The 26,958-nt window shown below is 73.6% G+C and carries 22 protein-coding genes; 13 read left to right on the plus strand and 9 right to left on the minus strand.

Features of this window, described 5'->3' with window-relative positions:
- Positions 1 to 15 precede the first annotated feature (15 nt).
- The 3 genes from ACF061_RS13850 to ACF061_RS13860 all read left to right on the plus strand — a co-directional run bounded on the left by ACF061_RS13850 (position 16) and on the right by ACF061_RS13860 (position 2,593).
- The gene (locus ACF061_RS13850) at positions 16 to 384 is read left to right on the plus strand and encodes an STAS domain-containing protein (protein WP_392267077.1); all 369 of its coding nucleotides are present in this window, start codon (positions 16 to 18) and stop codon (positions 382 to 384) included.
- Positions 385 to 608: 224 nt separating this feature from the next.
- Complete coding sequence (locus tag ACF061_RS13855; RefSeq protein ID WP_392267078.1) at positions 609 to 1,121, plus strand: EF-hand domain-containing protein; 513 nt, start codon at positions 609 to 611, stop codon at positions 1,119 to 1,121.
- A 953-nt stretch (positions 1,122 to 2,074) separates the two neighbouring features.
- A complete protein-coding gene (locus ACF061_RS13860; RefSeq protein ID WP_392267317.1) occupies positions 2,075 to 2,593 on the plus strand; it encodes an ATP-binding protein in 519 nt (172 codons plus the stop codon).
- A gap of 740 nt (positions 2,594 to 3,333) precedes the next feature.
- On the opposite strand, the gene ACF061_RS13865 is transcribed toward ACF061_RS13860, so the two are convergent.
- Both ACF061_RS13865 and ACF061_RS13870 read right to left on the minus strand, forming a co-directional pair.
- Positions 3,334 to 4,137 carry a serine hydrolase gene (locus ACF061_RS13865; protein WP_392267079.1) on the minus strand — a complete coding sequence of 268 codons (804 nt, stop codon included), beginning with the start codon at positions 4,135 to 4,137 and terminating at the stop codon, positions 3,334 to 3,336.
- Positions 4,138 to 4,391: 254 nt separating this feature from the next.
- Complete coding sequence (locus ACF061_RS13870; RefSeq protein ID WP_392267080.1) at positions 4,392 to 5,537, minus strand: GlxA family transcriptional regulator; 1,146 nt, start codon at positions 5,535 to 5,537, stop codon at positions 4,392 to 4,394.
- A gap of 71 nt (positions 5,538 to 5,608) precedes the next feature.
- Between ACF061_RS13870 and ACF061_RS13875 the strand changes: the two genes are divergently transcribed.
- A complete protein-coding gene (locus ACF061_RS13875; protein WP_392267081.1) occupies positions 5,609 to 6,916 on the plus strand; it encodes an MFS transporter in 1,308 nt (435 codons plus the stop codon).
- Between the two features lie 7 nt (positions 6,917 to 6,923).
- Here ACF061_RS13875 and ACF061_RS13880 read toward each other — a convergent pair whose 3' ends face one another.
- Complete coding sequence (locus ACF061_RS13880) at positions 6,924 to 8,123, minus strand: flavin-containing monooxygenase (RefSeq protein WP_392267082.1); 1,200 nt, start codon at positions 8,121 to 8,123, stop codon at positions 6,924 to 6,926.
- A gap of 238 nt (positions 8,124 to 8,361) precedes the next feature.
- Here ACF061_RS13880 and ACF061_RS13885 point away from each other — a divergent pair, with 238 nt between their 5' ends.
- Positions 8,362 to 8,949, plus strand: coding sequence for a GNAT family N-acetyltransferase (locus ACF061_RS13885; RefSeq protein WP_392267083.1), 588 nt, complete (start codon positions 8,362 to 8,364; stop codon positions 8,947 to 8,949).
- Positions 8,950 to 9,041: 92 nt separating this feature from the next.
- Positions 9,042 to 9,905, plus strand: a complete 864-nt coding sequence (locus ACF061_RS13890; protein WP_392267084.1) for a GNAT family N-acetyltransferase — start codon at positions 9,042 to 9,044, stop codon at positions 9,903 to 9,905.
- Positions 9,906 to 9,923: 18 nt separating this feature from the next.
- Here the strand turns inward: ACF061_RS13890 and ACF061_RS13895 are convergent, their stop codons facing one another.
- The gene (locus tag ACF061_RS13895) at positions 9,924 to 10,589 is read right to left on the minus strand and encodes a pyridoxal 5'-phosphate synthase (RefSeq protein ID WP_392267085.1); all 666 of its coding nucleotides are present in this window, start codon (positions 10,587 to 10,589) and stop codon (positions 9,924 to 9,926) included.
- A 143-nt stretch (positions 10,590 to 10,732) separates the two neighbouring features.
- On the minus strand, positions 10,733 to 11,368 hold the full coding sequence (locus ACF061_RS13900) for a TetR family transcriptional regulator (protein ID WP_392267318.1): 636 nt from the start codon (positions 11,366 to 11,368) through the stop codon (positions 10,733 to 10,735).
- A gap of 134 nt (positions 11,369 to 11,502) precedes the next feature.
- Here ACF061_RS13900 and ACF061_RS13905 point away from each other — a divergent pair, with 134 nt between their 5' ends.
- The 4 genes from ACF061_RS13905 to ACF061_RS13920 all read left to right on the plus strand — a co-directional run bounded on the left by ACF061_RS13905 (position 11,503) and on the right by ACF061_RS13920 (position 16,156).
- On the plus strand, positions 11,503 to 12,231 hold the full coding sequence (locus ACF061_RS13905; RefSeq protein ID WP_392267086.1) for a VOC family protein: 729 nt from the start codon (positions 11,503 to 11,505) through the stop codon (positions 12,229 to 12,231).
- Positions 12,232 to 12,394: 163 nt separating this feature from the next.
- Positions 12,395 to 14,803: a PQQ-binding-like beta-propeller repeat protein gene (locus ACF061_RS13910; protein WP_392267087.1), complete on the plus strand. Its 2,409-nt coding sequence runs from the start codon at positions 12,395 to 12,397 to the stop codon at positions 14,801 to 14,803.
- A 257-nt stretch (positions 14,804 to 15,060) separates the two neighbouring features.
- Positions 15,061 to 15,711, plus strand: coding sequence for a hypothetical protein (locus tag ACF061_RS13915; RefSeq protein WP_392267088.1), 651 nt, complete (start codon positions 15,061 to 15,063; stop codon positions 15,709 to 15,711).
- Between the two features lie 220 nt (positions 15,712 to 15,931).
- The gene (locus ACF061_RS13920; protein ID WP_392267089.1) at positions 15,932 to 16,156 is read left to right on the plus strand and encodes an ATP-binding protein; all 225 of its coding nucleotides are present in this window, start codon (positions 15,932 to 15,934) and stop codon (positions 16,154 to 16,156) included.
- Between the two features lie 114 nt (positions 16,157 to 16,270).
- Here the strand turns inward: ACF061_RS13920 and ACF061_RS13925 are convergent, their stop codons facing one another.
- The 3 genes from ACF061_RS13925 to ACF061_RS13935 all read right to left on the minus strand — a co-directional run bounded on the left by ACF061_RS13925 (position 16,271) and on the right by ACF061_RS13935 (position 19,990).
- On the minus strand, positions 16,271 to 16,489 hold the full coding sequence (locus tag ACF061_RS13925; protein WP_392267090.1) for a hypothetical protein: 219 nt from the start codon (positions 16,487 to 16,489) through the stop codon (positions 16,271 to 16,273).
- A gap of 175 nt (positions 16,490 to 16,664) precedes the next feature.
- On the minus strand, positions 16,665 to 16,838 hold the full coding sequence (locus ACF061_RS13930; RefSeq protein ID WP_392267091.1) for a hypothetical protein: 174 nt from the start codon (positions 16,836 to 16,838) through the stop codon (positions 16,665 to 16,667).
- Between the two features lie 203 nt (positions 16,839 to 17,041).
- Complete coding sequence (locus ACF061_RS13935; RefSeq protein ID WP_392267092.1) at positions 17,042 to 19,990, minus strand: BTAD domain-containing putative transcriptional regulator; 2,949 nt, start codon at positions 19,988 to 19,990, stop codon at positions 17,042 to 17,044.
- Between the two features lie 320 nt (positions 19,991 to 20,310).
- Between ACF061_RS13935 and ACF061_RS13940 the strand changes: the two genes are divergently transcribed.
- From ACF061_RS13940 to ACF061_RS13950, 3 genes are all read left to right on the plus strand, one after another.
- Positions 20,311 to 22,896: a bifunctional FO biosynthesis protein CofGH gene (locus ACF061_RS13940; protein ID WP_392267093.1), complete on the plus strand. Its 2,586-nt coding sequence runs from the start codon at positions 20,311 to 20,313 to the stop codon at positions 22,894 to 22,896.
- A gap of 83 nt (positions 22,897 to 22,979) precedes the next feature.
- On the plus strand, positions 22,980 to 23,549 hold the full coding sequence (locus ACF061_RS13945) for a hypothetical protein (protein WP_392267094.1): 570 nt from the start codon (positions 22,980 to 22,982) through the stop codon (positions 23,547 to 23,549).
- A gap of 374 nt (positions 23,550 to 23,923) precedes the next feature.
- Positions 23,924 to 25,045 carry an ADP-ribosylglycohydrolase family protein gene (locus tag ACF061_RS13950; RefSeq protein WP_392267095.1) on the plus strand — a complete coding sequence of 374 codons (1,122 nt, stop codon included), beginning with the start codon at positions 23,924 to 23,926 and terminating at the stop codon, positions 25,043 to 25,045.
- A gap of 224 nt (positions 25,046 to 25,269) precedes the next feature.
- Here ACF061_RS13950 and ACF061_RS13955 read toward each other — a convergent pair whose 3' ends face one another.
- Entirely contained in the window at positions 25,270 to 26,847 is a 1,578-nt protein-coding gene (locus ACF061_RS13955) for a sodium:solute symporter family protein (RefSeq protein WP_392267096.1), read from the minus strand.
- Positions 26,848 to 26,958: the final 111 nt, after the last annotated feature.

Here is a 26,958-nt window from a genome sequence, read left to right on the forward strand (position 1 = left end):
AGCGGAGGGCAGATCGTGGTGTTCAAGGTGACCGGCGACGAACAGGGCGAGTGGAGCGTGCTCCAGGTCGCGGGCGAACTGGATCTGGTGACCTCGCCGGTGCTCCGCCAGCGGATCCACGACGTGGTGGCCGAGGGCCGGCACGACCTCGTACTCGACCTCTCCGAGGTCTTCTTCTGCGACTCCAGCGGTGTCGGCGTGCTCATCGCCGCCCGCCGCCTGATCCGCTCCTGCCAGGGCCGGCTGCGCCTGATCCTCCCGGCCGGCGGCGCCGTCGAGGGCTCCCACGTCAACCGCGTCCTCGGCGCGCTCGGCGTACGCCGCCTCTTCGACGTCCACCCGGACCTCGCCTCCGCGATCGACGAGGAACCCCTGTCCGCGTAGCACCCCGCGCACCGCTCACCGCCGTCCCGTCCGCCTCGGGGGGCGCACCGCGGGCGGGTGGGGCGCACCGCGGGCGGGTGGGGCGCACCGCGGTCGCACCCGCACCCTTGTGCCCGAATTCCCCCGGTCTTGGCACAACCGTCGTTTTCCCGTCACCTGAGGGAACTTGGCGTCGTACGCTCCCAGCCAGACGCAACCCCACAAGTAAAGGCGGCCCGAAAGACATGGTCAGCAGCGAGTACGAGCGCAGGATCGCGGCCCGGTTCGCCACCTTCGACCAGGACGGCAACGGCTACATCGACCGCGAGGACTTCAACGTGGCGGCCAAGGCGCTGCTCACCGAGTTCGGCACCGCCGCCCGGTCCGACAAGGGCCAGGCCCTGTACGCCGGCGCCGAGGCGTTCTGGCAGGGCATGGCCGGTATCGCGGACCGCGACGGCGACCAGCGCATCACCCGCGAGGAGTTCGTGACCGGAGCGGTCAAGCGGCTCCGCGACAACCCCGAACGGTTCGCCGAGATCGCCCGCCCCTTCCTGCACGCCGCTCTGGCCGTGGCGGACACCGACGGGGACGGATCCGCCACCGTCGCGGACACCGCCCGGGTGCTCACGGTCCTCGGGGTGCCCGGGGACGTCGCACGGGCCACCGCCGCCGCACTGGACACCGACGGCGACGACCGGGTGGGCGAGCAGGAGATCGTGCCCGCACTCGCCCGCTACTTCACGGTCTCCGAGTAGCCCGCGGCCCGGCCGCCCCCGGAGCGCCGCCCCGCCCCGGCGCGGCGTGTCGGCGCCCACGGCCGAGCCGTGCCGATGGCGGTCGCGCAACACGCCCGGAGGGATGAGGAGTTCGGCCGGGCCCGCCGTGGGGCTTCCGGCCGGTGCGCCGCATCCGCGCGGGGGTGTTCCATCCGGTCCGGGACGCACCGCGCCGCGGGCCGCCCGGCAGCAGCCCGCGCCGGCCCCCGTGGGCCTCGCCGCGCCCTCGGCCGCCCGGCCGCGAGGCCGCCGCGCACCGCGTCGGCGACCGCCCCGAGGCGCCCGTCCCCACGGGCTTCACCTGCGAGTCCTCGGCGCCCGCGCGGGCGGAGCGGGTCCCCCCACGGCCCCCCGGCCGCGACGGTCGGGGCGCACGGGGCGGTCGACGGCCCGCGCCCGGTCCGCCCGGCGGGGGGCCCGCGTCGGGCGCCGGGCCGCCCGTCGCCGACGGGGGACGGCCCCGACTGTCACCGATCGTGGCGATCATGGATTACGGAGCGTAGGCGTCCGGTTGTCCGCACGGCGGGACTCGTCACGTCCTGGAGTCGTCGTTCCACTTCGGTATCTTGTGGGGGATGCGAGTGGCTCCGAGGACCAGCCGTACCGGTGTTGCCCCAGGGGCGGCCCCGGACCGGGCGGTGCGCGCCGCTGCTTGCGAGGTCGGGCGGCCTGTGCTGCCCACCTGTTCGACTTCCCGCGACGAGCGTCGCACAGTATGCCGCACGAGTACTCCTTCGCGCGGGAATATGCCCGAAGCGCTTGTTGCGGTGACGGTACGTCAACCATGCTGTCTCGCAAGGGAGTCACAGTCCGTGACCCTTGCTCTGGCCGTTGTTCTGGCCATGCAGAAAATGGCTACGATCGTGGCCCTCGCGCGGCGCGGGGCCATGTGTCCGCCGGTTCGGATGGTGTGAGCGGTGCAGGTGCTTCAAGTGCAGCTGGAGGTCCGGCCCGACCCCGCGGAGGTGGGACGCGCCCGCAGATGGGCCCGTTCCCGGCTCGCCGGTTCGGGGATAGCGGCCGACGGGCCGCTCGCCGAGACCCTGGTCCTGCTCGTCTCCGAACTCGTCACCAACGCCGTGGTGCACACCGGCTGCCCGGCCGTGCTGCGGCTGTCCCTGCCCGGCGTGACGGCCGAAGCGGCCACCGTGCGCCTGGAGGTGGCGGACGCCAGCACCAGGGCGCCCGTGCCGCGCTGTGCGGGCGACGACGCGACGGGCGGCCGCGGCCTGGCCCTCGTCGACGGTCTCGCCGACCGCTGGGGCTGGTGCGCCGAGGGCGCCGGCAAGCGCATCTGGTGCGAACTGGACCGCTGCGCACCGGCCGTCGCCGAAGCCGCGCCGGCGACCTGTGACAACCAGGCGCCCAAGGGCGGGGCGGCGGTGACGGAGACCGGGACCTCGGGTCTTGAGGGGCCGAGGTACGAGGGGCTGACGTACGAGGCGGTCTAGGCGGCCGCCGGGAGACGGACACGGCGCGCGGCGGGCCGGGGCGCGGTGGGCCGGGATGCGCGGCGCGCCGGAGGCATGGACCGGCCCGGCGCGGGACCGGCCCGGCGTGCGGCAGGACACGAGCCTGCGGCCGGGCAGGAAGGCGCGGCCGGGTGCGGCCACGCCGCAGGGCGCGCATGCGCGTCGGGCGCGCGGCCGGGTGCCGATTCGGAGCGCCGGCCGGACCGTGGACCGGCCCGTGATCCGGGTGCGGCCCGCCCGTGGGGGAGCCTCGCCACGGCCGGCCCGCTCGGATCCGGTCCGTTCGGCTCGCCCCGGTCGGGGACTGCCCCGTCGGGATCGCTGCTGACCGTTTCCGGTCCGCTGTGGCTCGGTCCGGCCCGGGTGATGACTGTGCGCCGGGGGGTGCTTCCGTGCGCGCCCGCTGCGATCCCCGCATACCGGGCAAACCCTCGACCGGCTGTTGACGTACCGTGCCCGTTTGATCACGCTTGTGGGCAGCGATTCGCCGTGAGGGGACGACGAGGGTCCGGGTCCCGGACGGCTCGGCGAGTGCGAGTCGCGTGAGGTCGGCGTCGGCCGGTCCCCAGGACCGAGGGGGTGGGGTCGGTGCGCCGGAGCCGGATGGCGGTGCGCGGTGCCGTGCTCGGGGCGGGCATGGGCGCGCCGCCACCCGGACTCACCTCGCCGCCCACTCGTCGTCCACAAGCTGTGGACAACTTCCCGCGACCCCGGTCCGGCTACTGCCCGGCCACCGAGGAGACGGCCGTGCGCGCGGTCCGCTGGACCAGGGAGACGCCGTCGCCCATCGTCGCGTTGCCGTCGGACAGCACGGCCACCAGGTAGCGGTGGCCGTCGACCGTGATCCGGCCGACGCTGTTCACGTCCCAGAGTCCGGTCGTGTTGCGCTGCAGCCACCCGTTCTTCAGCGCCGTGCCGGACGCCGAACCGGCCGCCGAGACGCCCCAGGCCTGATCATCGGCGACGCTGTTCATCAGACTCCGGATGTAGGTCCGGGACTGCCCGCTCAGCGCGGCCGGGCTGGTCTTCGGGGTGTCGAACACCGCGCGCAGCAGCCGTATCTGGTCGCTCGCCGTGGTCCGGGTCAGCCCCCACTTGACGCCGGGTCCGCCCTTCGTCTCGGTCAGTCCCAGACGCTTGTTCGCCGCTTCGAGGCCCGGTGCGCGGCCGATCTGCCGCCAGAGCGCGTTCGCCGCCGCGTTGTCGCTGTGCCGGATCATCGGTTCGGCGAGGGCGCGCTCCTTGGCGGTGAGGGACCGCCCGGCGTCCTGCGCCTGCAACAGCGCCGTCGCGAGGATGTCGACCTTGATGATGCTGGCGGTGTCGTACGGCACGTCGTCGCCGTACAGCACGGGATCCTGCCTGCCGCCGTCCAGCGGGAGCACCGCCGCCGTCACCCGGGACGTGTCCTGGGCGTGCGCCGGTGCGGCGGCGCCCAGGGCGCCGGCGGACAGCAGCACCGCGGCGGAGACGAGAAGGGCGCCGGTCTTCGGACGCGGCACCGAGCGCAAGCGATTCAGCATGGTCGAGAAGGCACCTATTCGTGGCGTTTGACGGGAAATCTGAAAAACGAACATAGGCAAAACGCCCGTCCGTTTCGGTGACCCCCGTCACCAAAAGCCCGTTTAGCCCTGAATTGTGAGAAGGGCCATACGCGGAACGGGCCGTACGCGGACCGGCCCGGCGTGGACCTGCCCGGCGCGGAGCGGACTGGTGTGATCCGGCCCGCCGCCGGGCCGGACACTGCGCCGCCGGGCCGGACGGACCGGGCGGATGGCTAAGCGGTGCTCCCGATGCGGAACGTGCGCCGGTAGGCGGTCGGTGTCACCCCGAGCGCCGCCTGGAGGTGCTGGCGCATCGACTGCGCCGTGCCGAACCCGGAGTCCCGGGCCACCTGGTCCACGGACAGGTCGGTGGACTCCAGCAGGTGCCGGGCCCGCTCCACGCGCTGCTGGGTGAGCCACTGCCCCGGGCTGACCCCGACCTCCTCGCGGAAGCGCCGGGTGAAGGTCCGCACGGACATCGCCTCCTGCTCGGCCATGTCACGGAGCTGGATCGGCTCGTGCAGCCGCCCCAGCGCCCATGCGCGCGCGCCGGTCGTCGTGGCCAGCTGCGGATCGGGCACCGGCCGGTGGATGTACTGCGCCTGCCCGCCGTCGCGGTGCGGCGGCACGACGGTGCGGCGGGCCACGTCGTTGGCGACGGCGGTGCCGTGGTCGCGGCGGACCATGTGCAGGCACAGGTCGATCCCGGCCGCCACGCCGGCCGAGGTCAACACGTCGCCGTCGTCGATGAAGAGCACGTCCGCGTCCACCTCGACCAGCGGGAACATCCGCTGGAAGCGGCTCGCGTCGGCCCAGTGCGTGGTCGCGGGCCTGCCGTCCAGGTAGCCGGCGGCGGCCAGCACGTACACGCCCGTGCAGATGGAGGCGAGCCGGGTGCCGGGCCGGACGAGGGCGAGAGCGGCGGCCAGCTCGTCGGTCAGCCTGCCCTCGTCGAACACCGGGCCGAGCTCGTACGACGCCGGGACGATCACGGTGTCGGCGGTGGCCAGCGCCTCGGGCCCGTGCGCCACGTCGATGGAGAAGTCGGCGTCCGTCTCGACCGGGCCCGGCGGCCGGACCGAGCAGGTGACGACCTCGTACAGGTGCCGTCCCTCGGCGTCCCGGGGGCGTCCGAAGATCCGGTGCGGGATGCCCAGCTCGAACGGGAGCAGCCCGTCGAGCGCGAGGACGACGACCTTGTGCGCACGGAAGCCCGTGACCGCGCCCGTGCCGGAAGCCGAGCCCGCGCCCGAGCCCGCGCCCGCGTTGGACCCCGCACCCGAGTACGTGTCGCCCTCCGGCTTCGCCCGAGTGCCCCCGCCCGAATCCTCGGCTGTGCCCCTGCCCGAACCCCTGACCGAATCCCTGGCCGTGTCCATGGCCCGATCCTAGCGAACACTGTCCTCTGGGCCACTCGATCGCGGAGGCGCCCGGCCGGATGCTCTATGTCGTGACCCAGACAACCGAACCCGCAGTCGCCACCGGGGAAGACCAGTCCCGGCACCGGGCCCGGGTGCACCGCGCCTGGTTCGTCGCCGCCGTCACCTTCGTCACGATCATCGGCGCGGCGGCCTTCCGCTCCCTGCCCGGCCTGCTCATCGACCCGCTGCACCAGGAGTTCGGCTGGTCCCGCGGCACGATCGGCATCGCCGTCTCGCTCAACCTCGCGCTGTACGGGATCACCGCGCCGTTCGCCGCCGCGCTGATGGACCGTTTCGGCATTCGCAAGGTGGTCGCCGTCGCGCTGACCGTGGTCGCCGTCGGCTCGGGCCTGACCGTCTGGATGACCGCCGCCTGGCAGCTCTGGCTGTGCTGGGGCCTACTGGTCGGCCTCGGCTCCGGCTCGATGGCGCTGGCCTTCGCGGCAACGGTCACCAACCGGTGGTTCACCGAGCGGCGCGGCCTGGTCAGCGGCGTCCTCACCGCCGCCTCCGCCTCCGGCCAGCTGATCTTCCTGCCGATCCTGTCCTGGACGGTCCAGTCGCACGGCTGGCGTCCGGCGGCCGTGACGGTGGCCCTCGCCGCCCTCGCCGTCGTCCCCCTCGTCTGGCTGCTGCTGCGCGACCACCCGGCGGACGTGGGCGTGCGGCCGTACGGGGCGACGGAGTTCGTGCCGAAGCCGGCGCCCGTGCCGGGAGCCGCGCGCCGTACCGTGAACGTCCTGGCCTCGGCGGTGCGCACCGGACCGTTCTGGCTGCTGGCCGGTACCTTCGCGATCTGCGGCGCCTCGACCAACGGCCTGATCCAGACCCACTTCGTCCCCGCCGCCCACGACCACGGCATGCCGATCACCACGGCGGCCTCGCTGCTCGCGGTCATCGGCGTCTTCGACGTGGTCGGCACGATCGCCTCCGGCTGGTTCACCGACCGCTTCGAACCGCGCCGGCTGCTCGCGGTCTACTACGCCCTGCGCGGGGTCGCACTGCTGTTCCTGCCGATGCTGCTCGCGCCGGGCGTCCACCCGCCGATGATCTTCTTCATCGTCTTCTACGGCCTCGACTGGGTCGCCACCGTCCCGCCCACCCTCGCCCTGTGCCGGGAGCAGTACGGCGACGACAGCGCGATCGTCTTCGGCTGGGTGCTCGCCTCCCACCAGGTCGGCGCCGCCCTCGTCGCCTATCTCGGCGGCGTCGCCCGGGACGCCTTCGGCTCCTACGACATGGTCTGGTACGCCTCGGGCGCGCTCTGCGCGGCGGCGGCGCTGATGGCCCTGGTCATCCGGCGCAGGCCCGCTCCGCGGACCGCCCTCGCCGGCTGACGCGACGTCAGGCGCGGGCGGAGGGGAGGACCGCCCGGGCGGTCGCGTGGCGCTTGGCGACGGCCCGGGCGATCCTCTCCGCGTCGATCGCCAGCTCGCGGAGCATGCCGCTGACGGGGTTGGTGAACCCGGTGAAGTACAGGCCGGGCGCGTTGCCCGGGGTGCGGGGGCCGTGGACGACCGGCCTGCCGCGGCCGTCCAGCACGCCGAGGTGGCCGACCAGATCCGTCAGGCCGCGCGAGTAACCGGTGGCCGCGATGACGGCGTCCGGCCGGATGCGGGCGCCGTCGGCGAGGAGGACCTCGCCGTCCTCGAAGCCGTCGACGGCGGCCACGACCTCGACCCGGCCCGTGCGCACGGCGTCGACGAGGCCGACGTCCTGCACCGGGATCGCCCCCTCCCGGACCCGCGAGTACAGGCCGGTGTCCGGGCGGGGCAGACCGTGCTCCGACAGGTCCGGCACGCTCAGCCTCGCCAGCGGCCGGGCCAGCCGGTCGACGAGTCGGACCGGCAGCCGCCGGCAGAGCACGCCGGTGTACTGGGCGGGCCACCCGGCGGTCGAGCGGCGCACGATGTGCGGGGCGGTGCGCACCGACAGCCGTACGCGCCCGGCGCCGCCCTCCACCAGGTCCACCGCGATCTCGGCGCCGGTGTTGCCCACGCCGACGACCAGGACGTCCCGGCCGGCGTACGGCCCGGGGTTGCGGTACGCGGAGGCGTGCAGGAGCTCTCCGGTGTACTGCCCGCGGCCGGGCCAGTCGGGCAGGCGGGGCGTGTGGTTGTGGCCGGTGGCGACGACCACCGCGCCGCCGGTCAGCTCGCGGCCGCCGGTGGCGCGCAGCAGCCAGCCGGTGCCGTCCGGGGCGGGCTCGACCCGGGTGACCTCGACGCCGGTCACGATCTCCAGCGCGTGGTGCTCGGCGTACTTCTCCAGGTAGCGCACCACGTCGTCGCGCGCCACCCATCTGCCGAACCGCCGGGGTATGGGCAGGCCCGGCAGCGCGGACAGGCGGCGGGTGGTGTGCAGGCGCAGCCGGTCGTAGTGGCCCCGCCAGGACGCTCCCACCTGGTCGGACCTCTCCAGCACGACGGCGCGCACGCCTCGCGCGCGCAGCGCGTACGCCGCGGCCAGGCCGCCCGGACCGCCGCCGACGACGTAGACGGGGCGGTCGGCGTGCCCGGGCGTGGCGGGGGTGGAGTCGGCCATGAGTGGGAGCGTATTCACCCACCCGGTTGATGGGTCTCGGTCAAGACCGGAATTGGTTGCGGATTGATCACACGTGACCCGGCCGTCGCCGTGTCCGGTCGCCCGCGCGGTTCTCTCGCCCGCACGGCTCCGAGCGGGCCCGGGCCCGGGCACGGCCCCAGGCACGGGCACGGCCCCGGCCTCCGGAACCGGGAGACCGGGGCCGTGCCCGCACCGGCCCCTCGGCCACAATGACCCGATGGCCGAGATACGTGAGCAGTCCCTCCTCGAACCCGCCCCGGCGCCGCACGGCCAGGGCCTCCTGCTCCGCCCGTGGGACGCGACGTCCGAGGAGGACGCGCGGAACTGGTGGCGCGGGCGGAACGACCCGGAGTTCCGGCGCTGGAACACCCCCATGGCCCTGGAGCGCGACTTCGCCGACGCGCGCGAGTCCCTCGCCGCCCACGTGAAGCAGGCCGCCGAGGGGACGGGCATGCCCTTCTGCGTCACCGACGAGGCGACCGGCGCGACACTGGGCCACGTCGGCGTCCACGTCACCAGCCGCCCCATGCGGACCGGACGGATCGGCTACTGGGTGCTGCCCGAGGCCCGCGGACACCACGTCGCCTCCCGCGCGCTGGCCCTCGCCGCCCGCTGGGCCTTCGAGGAAATCGGCCTGCACCGCATGGAGTTGGGGCACGCCACCGGGCACGAGGCGTCCTGCCGCGTCGCCGAGCGGGGCGGGTTCGGATACGAGGGGACCCTGCGCGACGCGATGTGGGAGGCGGGCCGCCACGACGCCTTCCGCGACTGCCACCTGCACGCCCGGCTGAGCACGGACGCGTAGGACCTCCCGTCCGGATCGGGCCGGCCCGCCCCTTCCCAGCGGGAAGACCCTAATTCGGAGGCGCCGGCGCGCGCCCGAAGGAATCATGGGGCATGACTTCCGACGACTGGTACTTCACCCAGGACCTCGACGAATTCCTCGCGCTCGCGGGCGAGTTCCTCCGCTCCCGGCCCGCACGGCACACCGTGCACCTGACCGTGACGGAGGGCCTGCGCTCCCGCGGGACGCATCTCTACGGGGAGAGCGCACCCGAGTTCGGCGTGCTGCGGACGGACACCGGGCACCCGGTGCGGGCCTCCTTCTTCCGTACGCCGCCGCATCCGCTCGCGCTCACCGCCCTGACCGCGGCGGAGGCCGACGCGCTGGCGCGGCGGCTCGCCGCGGCCGGGTGCGAGCTGTCCGGCGTCAACGCCGACACCGACACCGCGGCCGCCTTCGCCGCCGCATGGCAGCGGCACAGCGGAGCCGCGGCCACCCTCGGCAAGCGGTTGCGGCTCCACCGGCTGGGCGAGTTGGCCGTGCCCCGGCCGGCCCCGCCGGGACGCGCACGGACGGCGGGCGAGGCGGAGCGCGAGCTGCTGGCCCAGTGGTACGCGGAGTTCTGCGCCGCCGTCGGCGAGGCGGCCGCCCGGAACCCGCGGGAGTGGGCCGACGACCGTGTCCGGCGCGGTGACCTGCTGCTGTGGGAGACACCGGACGGCACGCCCGTCGCCATGGCCGGGGCCTCCCCGCGCGTCGCCGGGCAGGTACGGGTGAACGGGGTCTACACACCGGCGCACCTGCGCGGACGCGGCTACGCGGGAGCCGTCACGGCGGAGGTCAGCCGGACCGCGCTGGAATCGGGGGCGGCGGAGGTGCTGCTCTTCACCGACCTCGCCAACCCGACCAGCAACAGGCTGTACCGGCGCATCGGGTACCGCCCGGTGTCCGACTTCTCCCTCCACGCGTTCGGCTGAGGCGGGTCACGCCCCGCCTCAGGGCCACAGCAACTCACGGGCCCAGCCGTCGGGCGCGCGCCGGTAGCGCAGGCGCACGTGGCGGCGGCGGGCGTCGCCCTGGAAGAACTCGACCTCGTCCGGCCGCAGCCGGTAGAGGGTCCAGGACGGCACCTCGGCGCTCGGGTCCCGCCCGGCCCGCTCCCAGGCCGACTCCGACGCCTCGGCCAGCTCGCCGAGGGAGCCCAGGACCTCGCTCTGGTGACCGGTGAGCGCGGCGGCCAGGGCCCCGGTGGAACGGACGCGCAGATCGGCCCGGGCCTGCTCCGGCGGGGCGGTCACGACCGGGCCCCGGACCCGGACCTGGCGGCCCAGCACGGGCCAGTAGAAGGCGAGGGCCGCGTGCGGGCGGGCGGCGAGCTGCCGTCCCTTGCGGCTGTCCGAGTGGGTCGCGAAGGACCAGCCCGCCGCGTCGGCGCCGTGCAGCATCACGATGCGGACGTCCGGGTGACCGGCCTCGTCGGTCGTCGCCAGGGACATCGTGTGCGGCTCCCGCTCGCCGGCCGCCGCGGCCCGCGCGAGCCAGGCGGCGAACAGGGGAAGGGGGGCGTCCGGTGCGGTGGCCGGGTCGAAACCGGGCAGCGTGGTGACCTCCGGGTCCCACACCCGCAGCGACTTCAGCAACTCGTGGAGATCCGTGTCCATGTCCCGAGTATCGGGTCACGGACCCCGGCGGCGAGCACCGCACAGGCCGCCGCACAACGCAACAGGCGGCGGTCCACTCGGGTGAACCGCCGCCTGGATGACAGGACTTGTGGCCCGGATAACCGGACCGGAACAGGTGCCGGCTATCTGCTGGGCTTCTTGCCGGTCATGCCCAGATGGACCAGCAGGGCGAGGTTCGGCCGCAGTTCGGCCTGCTTCACGCCCCAGGAGGTGAAGCCCTTCTGGTGCGAGGCGACCGCCGCGAGCATCGCGACCAGCGAACCGGCGATGGCGGCCGGGTTCACGTCCTTGTCGACCTTGCCCTTGGACTGGAGTTCGGCAACCGAATCCGCGAGGGAGTTGTTCACCGAGTTGAGGATCTTCATACGGAGCTTGTAGAAGCGCTTGTCGCCCTCGGCGGCCCCGAGGTCGACGACGCGCAGGATCGCGTCGTTGCGGCGCCAGAACTCCAGAAAACCGTCGACGAGTTCCTGGGCCGTCTGCCAGCCGGCCTTGCCGGCCCACGACCGGCCCTCGACCAGACCGGTCAACCCGGCGCTCTCGGCGGCCATTTGCTCGGCGATCTCCAGGACGGCGCCCTCGACGTCCGGGAAGTACTGGTAAAAGGTCGCGGGTGAAGTCCCCGCCTTCCGTGCGACGTCGATGACTTTGACGTCCCGGTAGGGGGAAGAGCTGAGCATCTCACTGAGGCAGTCCAGCAACTTCTGCCGGGTCGCCTGCCCGCGTCGACCGGCCACGCGGCCGTCGACGGTGCGCACTTGTCCTGTCATGTCGTCAGCTTACCGAGGGGTGATGGGAGCGCGATTCGGCCGACTGCAAATGGGGTGCGGGGCCGGGAAGAGGCAGCTGTGCCTGGTCTGCGGGTTGCGGGCGAGCCGGTTACTTTGACGACATGGCCGAAAACAGGGCATCCGTGTACACAGAAGGCGTCCCCTGCTGGGTGGACGCACAGCTTCCCGACGTCGAGGCGGGCAAGCGCTTCTACGGTGCGCTCTTCGGGTGGTCCTTCGAGCAGGAGGAGGCGTACGGCAGCTCCGTACTGGCCCGGCTCGACGACGAACCCGTCGCCGCGCTCACACCGAAGACCGACGGCCGCATGCCCACCGTATGGACGGTGTACTTCGCCGCCCCCGACCCCGAGGCGCTGGTCCGGCGGATCCGGGCCGGGGGCGGTCAGATCGTCGCCCCGACCGCGACCGTCGGCGGACTGGGCACCGCCGTCCTGGCCGCCGACCCCGAGGGAGCCGTCTTCGGCCTGTGGCAGCCGGCCGGCCGCGCGGGCTTCGGCCGACGGCACGAACCGGGCACCTTCGGCTGGGCCCAGCTCTACACCCGTGACATCGAGGCCGCCAACACCTTCTACGGCGGCCTCTTCCACGACGCCCTCTTCGGCCCCGAGGCCCGCCCCGACTTCGGCCGCGCCCCCGTCTCCGACGCCTTCCCGGCCCAGATGCCGCCCCACTTCCTCGTCCACTTCCGGGTCACCGAGGTCCGGGCCACCCTCGACGCGGTGGCCGGGCTCGGCGGGCGGGTGCAGGTGCCACCCTTCGAGACGTCCTACGGCACCGTCGCCGTCGTCGTCGACAATCAGGGTGCGGCCTTCGCCGTACTGGAACGGTGAAGGAGGCGACCGGGCCGGGAAGCGCCGCATTGACGGCTGTTCGCGGCGAGACATCCCGATTCGTCGGCGGGTTCGCAACCGGTGCCCGGGCCAGGAAGAATCAGGGTGCGTGCCGCCGCGGCGGTGCGGTGGGTGAGACGCTGCACGGGGGCCGCGTACACAGATGGTGGCGCGGCTCGTACGGGGAGGTGGCAGGCAAGTGGATCAGCTGACGCAGCACGATCCGCGACGGATCGGGCCGTTCGAGGTGCTGGGACGGCTGGGAGCCGGCGGCATGGGGCTGGTCTATCTCGCGCGCTCGGCGTCCGGCCGACGGGTGGCGATCAAGACCGTCCGGACCGAGCTGGCCGAGGACCAGCTCTTCCGGGTCCGCTTCACCCGTGAGGTCGAGGCCGCCCGCGCGGTCTCCGGCTTCTACACGGCCGCGGTCGTCGACGCCGACCCGCGCGCCGCCGTCCCGTGGCTGGCCACCGCCTACGTCCCCGCGCCCTCCCTCGAGGAGATAGTGACCGAGTGCGGGCCGCTGCCGGCCCAGGCGGTGCGCTGGCTCGCGGCCGGGATCGCCGAGGCGTTGCAGTCCATCCACGGCGCCGGCCTCGTCCACCGCGACCTGAAGCCGTCCAACGTCCTCGTCGTCGAGGACGGCCCCCGGGTGATCGACTTCGGTATCGCCTCCGGCGTCTCGAACACCCGCCTGACCATGACCAACGTCGCCGTCGGCACCCCCGCCTACATGTCCCCCGAGCAGGCCAAGGACTCCCGCAGCGTCACCGGCGCCAGCGACGTCTTCTCGCTCGGCTCCACCCTCGTCTTCGCGGCCACCGGACACGCCCCGTTCCACGGCGCCAACCCGGTCGAGACGGTCTTCATGCTGCTGCGCGAGGGCCCGGACCTCGAAGGCCTCCCGGACGAACTGCGCCCGCTGATCGAGTCCTGCATGCAGATGGAGGCCACGGGCCGGCCCACGCCCGCCGACCTCCAGGCCCAGCTCGCGCCCCACCTCTTCGGCTCCGGCTCCGACGACAGCGGCACGGCCTCGGCCTGGCTGCCCGAGCCGGCGGTCGGCCTCATCGAGTCCCGCCGCGGCGGCCGGCCGGCCGCCCAGCCCACCTCGCCCGGCCCCCGCGCCGGCGGCCGGCCCCCCGTACCGCCCCCGCCCTCGCACGACCCGGTCGTCCCCGCACCGGCCCAGCCCTCGCACGCACCGCACATCCCCGTCCCGGTGGGCGCCCCCGACCCCGGCCCCGTACGGCTGGCCGGCGCCCGGGTGTCGATCGGACCCGGCCCGCGCGTCGCCGACGCCCGCGCCGCCGCCGTGAAGGCGCCCCCGCCGGAAGCGGGCCTGGCCGCCTCCTGGTCCAAGCCCCGCCCCGGCACGGGCGCTGCCGACCCGGCCGTGTCCGCCGTCTCCGCCGTACCGGGCGCGCCCCCGGAGACCGCGCCCGGCTGGCGCCCCTGGCGCTTCCGCATGTCCAACGACGTCTGGGGCACCCCGTCCGTCGCCGGCGACCTCGTCTACGTCACCTCCTTCGAGGTGCACGCCCTGGACGTGGCCACCGGCCGCCGCCGCTTCAAGACCCGTGACGTCGCCTGGTCGATGGCGGTCTCCGACGGCCGTGTCCACGCCTCCGACGGCCCCACCCTGTACGCGCTGGACGCCAGGCAGGGCACCGACCTGTGGCGCCTGCAGACCGACGCCTGGGTGTACTCGCTGCGCGCCGACCGGGGCACCGTCGTCACCGGCACCCGCGGCGGCGGCGTCCAGGGCTGGGAGGCCGCCGGCGGCCAGAAGCTGTGGGAGATCACCGGCTGCCAGAGCGACTTCGAGTCCCCCGAGGCCGGCCCCACCGTCCACGACGGCACCGTCTACGTCTGGCAGGACGCCCGGCTGCGCGCCCTTCAGGCCCGGACCGGCGAGGAACGCTGGTCCTACCCCATCGGCGACGCGGCCTCCTGCGGCGGCGTGCCCGTCCGCATCACCCCCGCCCCCGACGGCTACGTCTACGTCTCGGCCGGCACCCGCGTCGTCGCCCTCGACGTCGCCACCGGACGCGTCCGCTGGCACTTCGAGGCCCCCGCGGTCTTCCTCTGCCCCCCGGCCTTCGCCCCCGGCCCGGCGGTGACCGGCGGCGGGGTGTACCTGGCCGACTACCTCGGCACCGTCTACGCCCTGGACGCCACCGACGGCCGCGACCGCTGGCGCATCGCCACCGAGGCGCGCTCCGCCGTCGACCCGGTCCTGGTGGCGGCCGGACACGTGCACGTCGGCAGCGGCAAGGGCCTCTACACCCTGGACGCCGTCACCGGAACGCCCAAGTGGCGCTTCCAGTCCGGCGGCGAGATCGTCGGCTCCCCGGCGGTCGCCGAGGGCCGCATCCACTTCGGCTCGACGGACCACCTGCTGTACACGCTGAAGGCCGACGACGGCCGCCTGCGCTGGAAGCTGGCCACCGGTGGCGAGATCACCGGCTCCCCGGTGGTGCGCGACGGCGTCGTGTACGCGTGCAGCAAGGACCGCTGCGTCTACGCCCTGGACGCCGAGAAGGGAACGGGAACGGCCCGCACGGCCTAGGCGGGGCGGGCCGGACCGGGCCGGGCCGGGCCTGGCCTGGCTTTTGGTGACGGCCGTCGCACGGGGTGCACGGAAGGGACTCGGACGGCGGCCGTCGGCTCGGGCAGGACGGTGGGGCGGGGCGCCGACGCGGCGGCCGGCGGGCCTCGCCCACGGGACCGACTGCGACCGGTTCCGGTCACCGTCTTCACACGAAAAGCTACCCTTCGTGCGCAGCCCCCGCCACACGGCCCAGCCGCCGTCGATAGGGTGCCCGCATGCGGATACGGGGACGGCAGGGACGCGGACTCAGGCTCACGGCGGTACTGGCGGCCACGGTGCTGGCCCTGACGGGCTTCTCCCGAGGCCACGGCCACAGCAGCCACAGCGGGGGCGGAGGCGGGGGCGGATGCAGCAGCTCCCACCAGGACCACGACGGTTCGTCGTCCTCGTCGGGCGGCAACAGTACCTCCGGCGGCGGCTCGTACACCTCCGCGACCCCCGAGGACGACCCGTACGGCGACGACTACGCCGACAGTTCGGGCACGAGCTCCGGCACCACCTCCGGCGGCTCCTACAACCGCCGGCCCACGCACCGCTCCTCGCCCTCGCCCTCCGGCACGGGCAGCAGCGATGACCTGAGCAGCGGCGAGGCGAAGCTGGTGAGCTGCGCGACGGAAAAGGCGCCGTACGCGACAGTCGAGGTCACCAACCCCAACGACAGCGAGGCCCGCTTCACCGCCTACGTCGAATTCCAGAACGCCAAGGACGAGCTGGTCTCCTACCACTCCGCCGAGGTCACCGTGCCCGCGAACGGCAAGGCGCGGGCCCGAGTTCAGCTCGGCGACGGCGCCTCCCGGGTCGACGACCTCATCCAGCTGATCGACCACTGCGAGGCGGACCCGAGGGCCCCGGTCGACGAGGACTGACAGAACGGACGAGGACACTCGCGGGGGCGGGGAGTCTTCGGTGGGGTGGGCTGTCGGGGGAGGCCGGTGAGAACGGGCCGCCTTGGTGAATCGGTGCGGGCGGTCCGTCCTGCGTTGAACGCCCCCGCGCTTCCTCAGCTGCGACTGGAGCTGCTTGCGTTCCCCGAGGCGGTGCCCGGGCTGCGGCGGGCCGTGCCGGCACGTGGGGGAGGGGACGGCGGTGCGGGTGCGGGTGGCCCGGTTGGACGGGGGCCGGATGCGGGTCGAGGTCGGTGACCCGGACCCCCGGGCGCTCCCCGTCCTCGTGCGCGCGGCGGACGAGGACGAGTCCGGCCGGGGTCTCGCGCTGCTGGACGCCGTGGCGACGCGGTGGGGCGTGGAGCGGCGGGCGGAGGGCAAGACGGTGTGGTGCGAGCTGGCGGAGGAGGGCCGGGCGACGGGCTGAGAGGCCGACGACTGGGGACGAAGCCGGGCCCGTCCCGCCGGGGGACGAGGCCGGGCCCGTCCCCCCGGCGCACTGTGCGTCCCCCGGCGCACGGTGCGTCGGAACCCGCGGCGGCTACTCCGAGACGCCCGTGGCGTGGTAGTCGTTGGCGGTGACCGGGGTTCCGGTGGCGTGGTAGTCGTTGGTGGTCACCGTGGTTCCCGTGGCGTGGTAGTCGTTGGTGGTGACCGGAGTCCCCGTGGCGTGGCCGTCGGCGAACGCCGGCAGCGTCGTTCCGAGAGTGGCCGCGGCCGCGATCGTGACGGTGACGAGGGCCTTCTTGGTGCGAGTCACTCGAACTCCTAAGCAGAACGGTCGAAGTACAGACTGAAGCTAAGGGCGACCGGGCACAGGTTCGAGTGATCGAATGTATCGCGCCTGATCTTGACGCAAATGGGGTGCTGGAACACGTGGGCCGCGGCGGCTCCCCCTCCGCGCCGCCGCGGCCCCTCCCCCGTGCGAAGGAAAACTAGTTGGGACGCTCGACCGTCGCGTGGGCGTCGAGGGTGGTGATCTCCTCGCCGGTGGCGTGCGCGTCCGCCGGCTTGAGCTTCTCACCGGTGGCGTGCGCGTCGAGAGGAACCAGCTTCTCGTCCGTGGCGTGCGCGTCGTTCGGCTTGATCTCACCAGTGTTGTCGGCCATGACGGTCAACTCCCTGAATTCTGTGCAGGATCGGACACGCCCGTCCGGCGACTCCCCCGAGGGTCGCCGGACGGGTTTTGCAAGGCCGTCACCCTAGCGGTGTGGCCGAAGAGCCGGTCCGTCTGCCCCCCGACGCGGCGGACCGGCACTCATGAGAGTGCCGGTCCGCGATAAACGAATGATGAACGCCGGGACCGCCGGGGTCAGGCGACGGCGGCCGGCTGGAGGAGAGCGCGTACCTCGTCCGCCTCGGGGGAGCCGAGTTCCTCGAAGACGGTGAGTGCCTCCCGCCAGCACACGTGCGCCCGGTCGGTGTGCCCGATGGACGCCAGTGCGCGGCCGAGCACGGTCAGGACGTTCGCCCGTCGCCAGTCACCGCCGATGCCGCGGAGCAGCGCCAACGCCTGCTCGGCGTGGGAGGCGGCGGACGCGGGTGCGCGGTCGGCGAGATCCAGTTCCGCCAGCCGGAACAGTGTCATGCCGTGCCACAGCAACTGCCGGCTCTTGCGGAACACCTCCAGCGCGGCCAGGAGGGCGTTCCGCGCGTCCGTCGTGCGGCCGGCGGTGGTCAGGGCGAGGCCCAGGGCGTACTTGCCGTTGGCGAGCCGTAGCGCCTGGCCGGTGATGTCCTGCTCGTAGATCTGCACACCGTGCAGTGCGAGCGCCACGGCGCTGTCCGTCCGGCCACTGGCCAGGTGGACGCGGGAGAGGTTGCAGAGCGCCGCCGCGACGCCGGGCTGGTTGGAGTCCGCGCGGAAGGCTTCGAGCGCGCGCTCGAAATGGGCTTCCGCGTCGACATGGCGTCCTTCGTAGAGCGCGATGATGCCGCGCTGGTTCGGGGCCTGACCGCTCGCGACGGGGTCGGCTGCCGCCAGGCCGAGCTCGTCGGCCCGCTCGCCCTCGGCCTCCGCCTCGGCGAAACGCCCGGACACACTGTGGACATGGGTCAGCATCGTGCGGGCCCTGCCCTCGGCCCAGGGATCGCCGACGGTACGCGCCGCATCGCTCACCGCGGATGCCGCCTGCGTGAACTGAAGGGAGTTCGCCCCCGACTCGCCCAGGTCCACCGCGGCCATCAGGAGGTCGGCGGCCTTTCGCTGCATCCCCGCGGACGCCGCCTGCCGGGCGCAGGCCAGGAGGCAGTTGGACTCGCTGAACAGCCACTCCAGCGCCCGGTCCCGGTTGGAGAAGGACAGCCCGGGGTGCTGCGTGGTGGCGATGTGTTCCAGTACGCGCTCCCCGGGCCGCTCGATCGCGTAGACGCCCGCCGCCGTGGCCAGGTAGAAGTCGAGCAGCCGTGACATCGCCGCGTCGCGTTCGCTCGGCGGGTGTTCGTCGCGTTCGGCGCAGGCGCGGGCGTAGAGGCGGACGAGGTCGTGGAAGCGGTAGCGGCCGGGGGCCGCCGACTCCAGCAGGGAGGTGTCGACCAGGACTTCCAGGAGGTCCTCGGTCTCCTCCGCCGGGAGGTCGAGGACCGCCGCCGCCGCCGCGAGGGAGATGTCGGGGCCGTCGGCCAGGCCCAGGAGGCGGAAGGCGCGGGCCTGGGACGGCTCAAGCTGGCCGTAGCCCAGTTCGAAGGTCGCCTTGACCGCCAGGTCCCCCGCCTGGAGCTCGTCCAGACGGCGTCGCTCGTCCGCCAGCTTGGCCGCGAGCACGGACACCGTCCAGGTCCGCCTCGCCGCCAGCCGGGAGGCCGCGATGCGGATGGCCAGGGGGAGGAAGCCGCAGGCGGCGACCACGTCCAGGGCCGCCTCGCGCTCGGCGGCCACCCGTTCGTCGCCCACGATCTTCGTGAACAGCGACAGCGCCTCCTCGGGGCTCATCACGTCCAGGTCGACCAGGTGCGCTCCCGCCAGGTCCACCATCCGCACCCGGGACGTCACCAGTGCGGCGCAGCCCTCCGTGCCCGGCAGGAGGGGTCTGACCTGGGCGGCGTCCCGGGCGTTGTCCAGCAGGACGAGGACCCGGCGGCCGTCCAGGACCGAGCGGTAGAGGGCCGCCCGTTCCTCCAGGGAGTCCGGGACCGCGGAGTCCGGGGTGCCCAGGGCGCGCAGGAAGGAGCCCAGGACCGTCTCCGGTTCGGCCGCCCGCGAGCCCGCGCCCTGGAGGTCGACGTAGAGCTGGCCGTCGGGGAAGGCGGCCCTCGCCTGGTGGGCGACGTGGACGGCGAGCGTGGTCTTGCCGACGCCGCCGATGCCCGCCAGGGCCGACACCGCCATCACCCGGCCGTCCGCCGACGCCAGCACCTCGCTCAGTTCGACCACGAAGGCGGCGCGTCCGGTGAAGTCGGGGACGGTGGCCGGGAGCTGGGCCGGGCGTACCGGTGCGGGCTTGGGCGCCGGGGCGGGCGCGGACGGCTCTGCCAGGGCGGGGTCGGCCTGGAGGATGCGCTGCTGGAGGTCGCTGAGCTCCGGGCGGGGGTCCACGCCCAGCTCGTCGGCGAGGAGGCGGCGCGTGTCGGCGTAGACCGCGAGCGCCTCGGCCTGCCGGCCGCTGCGGTAGAGGGCGAGCATCAGCAGTTCGCGCAGGCGTTCACGGAGGGGGTGGGCGGCCGTGAGGGCCGTGAGTTCGGAGACCGCCTCCGCGTGGCAGCCCTGTTCCAGGTCCATGTCCAGGCAGGCTTCGAGGAGTTGGAGGTGCCACTCCTGGAGGCGCGCCCGCTGTGCCTCGGCGTAGGGGCCCGGCAGCCCGGCCAGTGGTTCGCCGTCCCACAGGTCGAGCGCGTCCCGCAGGGCCTCCCGGGCGCGGGCCAGGTCACCGGCCGAGCGGGCCTTGTCGGCCTCCGCCGCCAGGTCCTGGGCGGCCACCAGGTCGAGCGCGCCCTCTCCCAGGCCGCGTACGGCGTAGCCGCCCGACTCGCTGACCAGCACCCCCGGGTCGAGGACCTTGCGCAGCCGGGAGGCGTAGGTGCGTACCGCCGCCAGCGCCTGCGAGGGCGGTTCCTCGCCCCACAGCGCGTCGATCAGTTCGGACGCCGTCGCCGTACGGCCCTCGCGCAGCAGGAGCGCGGCCAGCAGGGCGCGTTGCTGTGGCGAGCCGGTGGGCAGCAGCTCCTCGCCGCGCCAGGCGCGCACCGGGCCGAGCACGCCGAAGCGCAGTGCCGCCGACGCTCCGGGACCCCGCTGCTCAGGCACTCCCGGTACACCGTCCATCGCTGCCCCCTGGCCACCTGCCGAACAAACCACAACCGAGAGGCCAGTTTGCCTTGTTCATGGCAGATGCGTCAGCTCTGGGAGACAGCGATCACAGGTGGAGGGGCCCTGTCTTACAAGGTCCTCACATGTTCCCGCCGTCGAGGCGGCGCCCGCTGTCCGGCCGGCGCACCCGCCCGTCCGGTCCGCACCGGCACGGTCCGCCGGCCCGGCCGACGCGCCGCCCCGGCCCCGCGAGCGGCCGCCTCCGGGAGGACACCGGGCGGCGGCCGGACCGGCCACGGCGAACCGCCTGATCACCGCGATCGTATGCTCAAGGGATGACGACTTCCGCGACCTCCGGAACCGGGCCCACCGAGAACTCCATGCGTCGCGCCCTCAAACGGGCACGGGACGGGGTCGCCCTGGACGCCGGTGAGGCGGCGGTGCTGCTCCAGGCCCGAGGTGAGCACTTGGACGACCTCGCCGCGTCCGCCGCACGGGTGCGCGACGCGGGCCTGGAGGCCGCCGGCCGCCCCGGCGTCATCACCTACTCCAAGAGCGTCTTCATCCCGCTGACCCGGCTGTGCCGGGACAAGTGCCACTACTGCACCTTCGTCACCGTCCCCGGCAAGCTGCGCCGCGCCGGGCACGGGATGTTCATGTCCCCCGACGAGGTCCTGGACATCGCCCGCCGAGGCGCGGAACTCGGCTGCAAGGAAGCCCTGATCACCCTCGGCGACAAGCCCGAGGACCGCTGGCCCGAGGCGCGCGAGTGGCTCGACGCGCACGGCTACGACGACACGATCGCCTACGTCCGCGCCGTCTCCATCCGCATCCTGGAGGAGACCGGGCTGCTGCCCCACCTCAATCCGGGCGTCATGACCTGGACGGACTTCCAGCGACTGAAGCCCGTCGCGCCGTCGATGGGCATGATGCTGGAGACCACCGCGACCCGGCTGTGGTCCGAGCCCGGCGGCCCGCACCACGGGTCCCCGGACAAGGAGCCCGCCGTACGGCTGCGGGTGCTGGAGGACGCCGGCCGTTCCTCCGTGCCGTTCACCTCCGGCATCCTGATCGGCATCGGCGAGACCTACGAGGAGCGCGCGGAGTCCCTGTTCGCGCTGCGCAGGGTCGCCCGCGCCTACCACGGCCTCCAGGAGCTGATCATCCAGAACTTCCGCGCCAAGCCGGACACGGCCATGCGCGGCATGCCGGACGCGGAGCTGGACGACCTGGTCGCCACGGTCGCGGTGGCCCGGCTCATCATGGGTCCGAGCGCCTGCCTCCAGGCCCCGCCCAACCTGGTCGACGCGGAGTACGAACGGCTCATCGGCGCCGGCATCGACGACTGGGGCGGGGTCTCCCCGCTCACCATCGACCACGTCAACCCGGAGCGGCCCTGGCCGCAGATCGACCAGCTCGCCGAGAAGTCCCGGGCGGCCGGCTTCGAGCTGCGCGAACGGCTCTGCGTCTACCCGGAGTTCGTCGTCCGCGGCGAGCCCTGGCTCGATCCGCGTCTGCTGCCGCACGTGCGGGCGCTGGCCGACCCGGCGACCGGCCTGGCGCGTGAGGACGCGACGGTCGAGGGACACCCCTGGCAGGAACCGGACGAGGCGTTCACCTCCTCCGGACGCACGGACCTGCACGCGTCGATCGACACCGAGGGCCGCACGTCGGACCGCCGCGACGACTTCGACGAGGTGTACGGCGACTGGGACGCACTGCGCGAGGCGGCCGCCCCCGGCATGGCGCCGGAGCGCATCGACACGGACGTACGGCAGGCGCTGCGCACGGCCGCCGACGACCCGACCCGGCTGACCGACGCCGAGGCGCTGGCCCTGCTGCACGCGGACGGTCCGGCCCTGGACGCCCTGTGCCGGATCGCGGACGACGTGCGGAAGTCCGCGGTGGGCGACGACGTGACGTACATCGTGACGAGGAACATCAACTTCACCAACGTCTGCTACACGGGCTGCCGCTTCTGCGCCTTCGCGCAGCGGCGCACGGACGCCGACGCGTACACCCTCTCCCTGGAGCAGGTCGCGGACCGGGCGCAGCAGGCCTGGGACGTCGGCGCGGTCGAGGTGTGCATGCAGGGCGGCATCCATCCGGACCTGCCCGGCACGGCGTACTTCGACATCGCGCGGGCGGTGAAGGAGCGCGTTCCCGGCATGCACGTGCACGCCTTCTCCCCGATGGAGGTGGTGAACGGCGCCACGCGTACCGGCATGTCGATCCGCGAGTGGCTGACGGCGGCGAAGGAGGCGGGGCTGGACACGATCCCCGGGACCGCCGCCGAGATCCTGGACGACGAGGTCCGCTGGGTCCTGACCAAGGGCAAGCTGCCGACGGCGACGTGGACCGAGGTGGTGACGACGGCGCACGAGCTGGGCATCCGCTCGTCCTCGACGATGATGTACGGCCATGTGGACCAGCCCCGGCACTGGCTGGGCCACTTCCGCACCCTGGCCGGCATCCAGCGGCGCACGGGCGGCTTCACCGAGTTCGTGACGCTCCCCTTCATCCACACCAACGCCCCGGTCTACCTGGCCGGCATCGCCCGTCCCGGCCCGACGACGAGGGACAACCGGGCCGTCACGGCGATGGCGCGCCTGCTGCTGCACCCCTGGATCCCGAACATCCAGACGAGCTGGGTGAAGCTGGGTTCGGAGGGCGCGGCGGAGATGCTCCGCTCGGGCGCGAACGACCTGGGCGGCACGCTCATGGAGGAGACGATCTCCCGGATGGCGGGTTCGTCGTACGGCTCGTACAAGTCGGTCAAGGACCTGGTCGCGGTGGCGGAGGCGGCCGGCCGGCCGGCGAAGCCGCGTACGACGGTCTACGGCGAGGTCCCCGAGGAGCGGCAGCGGGCGGCGGCGGCGTCGGACGGCCACCTGCCGGAGCTGTTGCCGGTACTGGAGTGAACCGTGGGGGAGGCCGCCCACAGTACGATGTTCCGACCGTTCCTGGGGGTCGAACAGCTGAGTAGCCGAGGAGATGCGTGCCCATGCCTGCCCGAATACCTTCGTGGGCCTGGGTCAGCGGCCTGACCGTGGGAGCGGTCGCGGCGGTCGCCGTACTCACGGTCCAGGCCGAGAACGGCCCGCACCCGACGGCCGCCGCCGTCCGTCCGAGCACGTCGGCGTCGGCGGGCGCGCACCGTCCGGCGGCCTCCCCCAAACCCGCCGCCCCGCCCGAGGCCCCGGCCGACTCGGGCACGGGCCGCCGTGTCGTCTACTCCCTCGCCCTCAAGCGCGTCTGGCTGATGGACGAGCGGGGCATGCCGGTCCGCACCTTCGCCGTCTGGCCGGGCACGGTGAGCCCGGACCCGGGCGCCTACGCGATCTCCCAGCGCAAGGACGCCAACAAGGGCTCCGACGGCATACAGATCGAGCACATCATGTACTTCGCGGGCAAGTCGGGCGTCTTCATCGCCTTCAGCAACGCCGTGGACGGCTCCTCGCCCCCGCCGGTCGCCGCCGGCATCAAGACGGGCGGCGTCCGGACCGGCAAGGCCGACGGCACGGCCCTGTGGGCGTTCGCCTCCAAGGGCACCAGGGTCGTGGTCGTCGACTGACGACGCTCCCGGTTCGGTGGCGGTCACCCTGGTCCGGTGGTGGCCGGTCCCGGTTCCGTGACGGTCGCCCCTGGTCCGATGGCTGCCGGTCCCGCTCCGGTGGTGGCCGCTCGCGGTCCGGTGGCTGCCGGTTCCGGCCTGCCGGGCGGGCGAGTGGGGATTCCGGGACACGTCCGCCCGCCGTCGCCGCCCGCGCGTCCGCCTCGGCGTGCCGGCCCGGACCCGTTACCCGTCGGCGTCCCGACCCGGGCCCGACACTCGCCCGGTGCGCCGCGCGTCGCGACCACTCCGATCCGTTGCCTGAACAGACCGTTCCCGTTCGATTACAGTGCTCCACTGTCGTACGTACGGACGGTGCCGCGGAGGAGGTCTGGGTGAGTACGACGTCCGGTGCCGTCTGGGGGCGTGCGGAGCAGCAGGACTTCCGCAGCCGGGTGCGTGGCACGCTGCTCGGAGCGGCGCTGGGGGACGCGCTGGGGGCGGCGGTGGACGGGCTGGGGCTGGAGGAGATCCGGGAGGCGCACGGCCCCGAGGGAGTCGTCGATCTGCTGCCCGTCCACGGGCGGCGCGGCGCGGTCTCCCACCTGACCCAACTCACCCTCTTCTCGGTCGACGGGCTCATCCGGGCGCAGGTGCGGCGGGACACCGGCGCCTGGCATCCGCCGACCGATCTGCACCGGGCCTATCTGCGGTGGGCGGCGACCCAGCGGGACTGGGGACCCGACGAGCGGCGGGCGGAGGACGGGTGGCTGGCCCGGGAGGAGTGGCTCTACGCCCGGCGCGGGCCGACGCGGGCGCTGCTCATCGGGTTCGGGGACGAGATCATGGGGACGCTGGAGGCGCCCAAGAACCCGGGGGAGCCGGGGCCGGAGGCGGCAGCCCGGTCGGCGCCGTTCGGGTTGCTCGTCGGGTGGGAACCGCAGCTCGTCGTGCAGCTCGCCGTGGAGTGCGCCGCACAGTCGCACGGGCATCCGGTCGCCTGTCTCGCGGCCGGGGCGTACGCCGCTGTGGTGCACGCCCTGGCGCGGGGGGACAGCCTGGACGGCGCCGTGCAGAAGGCGCTGGCGCTGCTCGCCGTACGACCGGGGCACCAGCCGGTGTCGGACGCCCTCCAGCACGCACTGGGCGCGGTGCGGCAGGGCATGCCGTCTCCGGGCCGGGTGGCGGAGCTGGCGGGGGAGGGTGGCGCGGCGGGGCCGCTGGCCGTGGCCGTGTACTGCGCCCTCGTCGGTGAGGACGTACGGCACGGGCTGTGCCTCGCGGTGAACCAGAGCGGGCCCTCGGGCGTGGCCGGCGCGCTCACCGGCGGTCTGCTCGGCGCCCTGCACGGCGAGACGGCCCTCCCGCCGGCCTGGATGGCCGAGCTGGAGGGCCGACCCACGTTGCTGGTCCTGGCGGACGACTTCGCGATGGAGATGACCCAGGGGCCCGCGCTGCACGGGCCCGGGGGGTCGGCTCCGGGATGGCTGGCCCGGTATCCCAGGGGGACGGGGTAGGCGCCGGCGGGGCTCTCTTCCGGGGCGGACAGGACCGGTGTCGTCCGGGGCGGACAGGGCCGGTGTCGTCCGCGCGGCGGGTTCCGTCGCACGACGGGTTCCGGTCGGGACGCGGGGCGCGCGCGGCCCCCGTGCCGGCCGCGACGGCCGGGTTTCCGGCCCGCCGACTACGACGGCTGGGTGCCACCCTGCCGACTACGACGGTTGGGCGCCCGGCCTGCCGCCTACGACGGCTGGGTGCCCACCACGTCGTCGCCCGCGCCCGCCGGCGTCGGGATCGCGGCGGCCGCCGCCGAGGAGCCGTCGTCGTCGGTGTTGACCCGTTCGATGATCGCGAGCCGTTCCGGGGTGTCCTCCGGTTTGAGGTGGCCGACGAGGACGTAGAGGACCAGGGAGACCGCGAGCGGCACCGACACCTGGTACTGAAGCGGGACACCGCCGTCGACGTTCCAGTTGATCGGGTAGTTCACCAGCCAGAAGGCCAGCAGGCCCAGCGCCCAGCTGGTGAGCGCGGCCGTGGGGCCGGAGCGGCGGAACGGGCGCAGCAGGCCCAGCATCATCGGGATGGCGATGGGGCCCATCAGGCCCGCGACCCACTTGATGACGACCGTGATGATGTCCTTGAAGGCGGGGGAGTTGACCTGGGTGGCGACCGCCATCGACAGGCCGAGGAAGACGACGGTCGTCGTCCGGGCCGCGACCAGGCCCGATCGCTGCCCCCAGCTCCGCGCCCGCCGGGAGAGCGCCGGCGCCACGTCCCGGGTGAAGACGGCGGCGATGGCGTTGGCGTCGGAGGAGCACATGGCCATCGTGTGCGAGAAGAAGCCGACGATGACCAGGCCCAGCAGGCCGTGCGGGAGCAGCTGCTCGGTCATCAGGGCGTAGGAGTCGGAGCCGTCCGGCTTCCGCGCGTGCACCAGCAGCGGTGACACCCACATCGGGAAGAAGAGGACGACCGGCCAGACCAGCCACAGGAGCGCGGACAGCCGGGCCGAGCGCTCGGCCTGGCGGCCGCTGCCGGTCGCCATGTAGCGCTGGGCCTGGTTGAGCATGCCGCCGTTGTACTCGAAGAGCTTGATGAAGAGGAAGGCCAGGAGGAAGACCGTCCCGTACGGGCCGACCAGGGGCTTTCCGTGGCCGTGCAGGGCCGGCTCGTCCCAGGCGCCGAGGAGGCCGATGCCCTTGTCGTTCAGCTTCAGGAGCACCGCCACGAACATGGACAGTCCGGCGAGCAACTGGATGACGAATTGGCCGAGTTCGGTCAGCGCGTCCGCCCACAGGCCGCCGATCGTGCAGTAGACGGCGGTGATCGCGCCGGTGATGAGGATGCCCTGGTTGAGGCTCACCCCGGTGAAGACGGACAACAGGGTGGCGATGGCGGCCCACTTGGCGCCCACGTCGACGATCTTCAGCAGCATGCCGGACCAGGCGAGTGCCTGCTGGGTCGGCAGGTTGTAGCGGTTCTTCAGGTACTCCAGTGGCGAGGCCACGTGGAGCCGGGAGCGCAGGCGGTTGACGCGCGGCGCGAACAGCTTGGAGCCGATCGCGACGCCCAGCGCGATCGGGAAGGACCAGGTGACGAAGGAGGTGACGCCGTAGGTGTAGGCGATGCCCGCGTATCCGGTGAACATCACCGCGCTGTAGCCCGACATGTGGTGCGAGATGCCGGACAGCCACCAGGGCATCTTGCCGCCCGCGGTGAAGAAGTCGCTGACGTCGTCCACCCGTTTGTGCGACCAGACGCCGATCGCGACCATCACGCCGAAGTAGCCGATGAGCACGGCCCAGTCGAGACCGTTCATGTGCTCCCCTTCCAGGGTCCGCCTTGTGAACTCCGCTCAGCTGGTTGGCACTTCGCCTGAGTGGGGTAGGGGCGAGGCAGGCCGCGAAGTGCCCGCTCATCCTGGGTTCGC

Origin of the sequence: Streptomyces sp. NPDC015220 (assembly GCF_043079345.1) — a bacterium.
Lineage (GTDB): Bacteria > Actinomycetota > Actinomycetes > Streptomycetales > Streptomycetaceae > Streptomyces.

What these genes read in the sequence shown, in the direction of transcription:
- ACF061_RS13910 (WP_392267087.1), top strand. Translation starts at nt 12,395, where the DNA reads ATGGTGGCGCGGCTCGTACGGGGAGGTGGCAGGCAAGTGGATCAGCTG.
- ACF061_RS13870 (WP_392267080.1), bottom strand. Translation starts at nt 5,537, where the DNA reads ATGGACACGGCCAGGGATTCGGTCAGGGGTTCGGGCAGGGGCACAGCC.
- ACF061_RS13865 (WP_392267079.1), bottom strand. Translation starts at nt 4,137, where the DNA reads ATGCTGAATCGCTTGCGCTCGGTGCCGCGTCCGAAGACCGGCGCCCTT.
- ACF061_RS13855 (WP_392267078.1), top strand. Translation starts at nt 609, where the DNA reads ATGGTCAGCAGCGAGTACGAGCGCAGGATCGCGGCCCGGTTCGCCACC.
- ACF061_RS13890 (WP_392267084.1), top strand. Translation starts at nt 9,042, where the DNA reads ATGACTTCCGACGACTGGTACTTCACCCAGGACCTCGACGAATTCCTC.
- ACF061_RS13945 (WP_392267094.1), top strand. Translation starts at nt 22,980, where the DNA reads ATGCCTGCCCGAATACCTTCGTGGGCCTGGGTCAGCGGCCTGACCGTG.
- ACF061_RS13935 (WP_392267092.1), bottom strand. Translation starts at nt 19,990, where the DNA reads ATGGACGGTGTACCGGGAGTGCCTGAGCAGCGGGGTCCCGGAGCGTCG.
- ACF061_RS13940 (WP_392267093.1), top strand. Translation starts at nt 20,311, where the DNA reads ATGACGACTTCCGCGACCTCCGGAACCGGGCCCACCGAGAACTCCATG.
- ACF061_RS13905 (WP_392267086.1), top strand. Translation starts at nt 11,503, where the DNA reads ATGGCCGAAAACAGGGCATCCGTGTACACAGAAGGCGTCCCCTGCTGG.
- ACF061_RS13880 (WP_392267082.1), bottom strand. Translation starts at nt 8,123, where the DNA reads ATGGCCGACTCCACCCCCGCCACGCCCGGGCACGCCGACCGCCCCGTC.
- ACF061_RS13955 (WP_392267096.1), bottom strand. Translation starts at nt 26,847, where the DNA reads ATGAACGGTCTCGACTGGGCCGTGCTCATCGGCTACTTCGGCGTGATG.
- ACF061_RS13895 (WP_392267085.1), bottom strand. Translation starts at nt 10,589, where the DNA reads ATGGACACGGATCTCCACGAGTTGCTGAAGTCGCTGCGGGTGTGGGAC.
- ACF061_RS13930 (WP_392267091.1), bottom strand. Translation starts at nt 16,838, where the DNA reads ATGGCCGACAACACTGGTGAGATCAAGCCGAACGACGCGCACGCCACG.
- ACF061_RS13885 (WP_392267083.1), top strand. Translation starts at nt 8,362, where the DNA reads ATGGCCGAGATACGTGAGCAGTCCCTCCTCGAACCCGCCCCGGCGCCG.
- ACF061_RS13915 (WP_392267088.1), top strand. Translation starts at nt 15,061, where the DNA reads ATGCGGATACGGGGACGGCAGGGACGCGGACTCAGGCTCACGGCGGTA.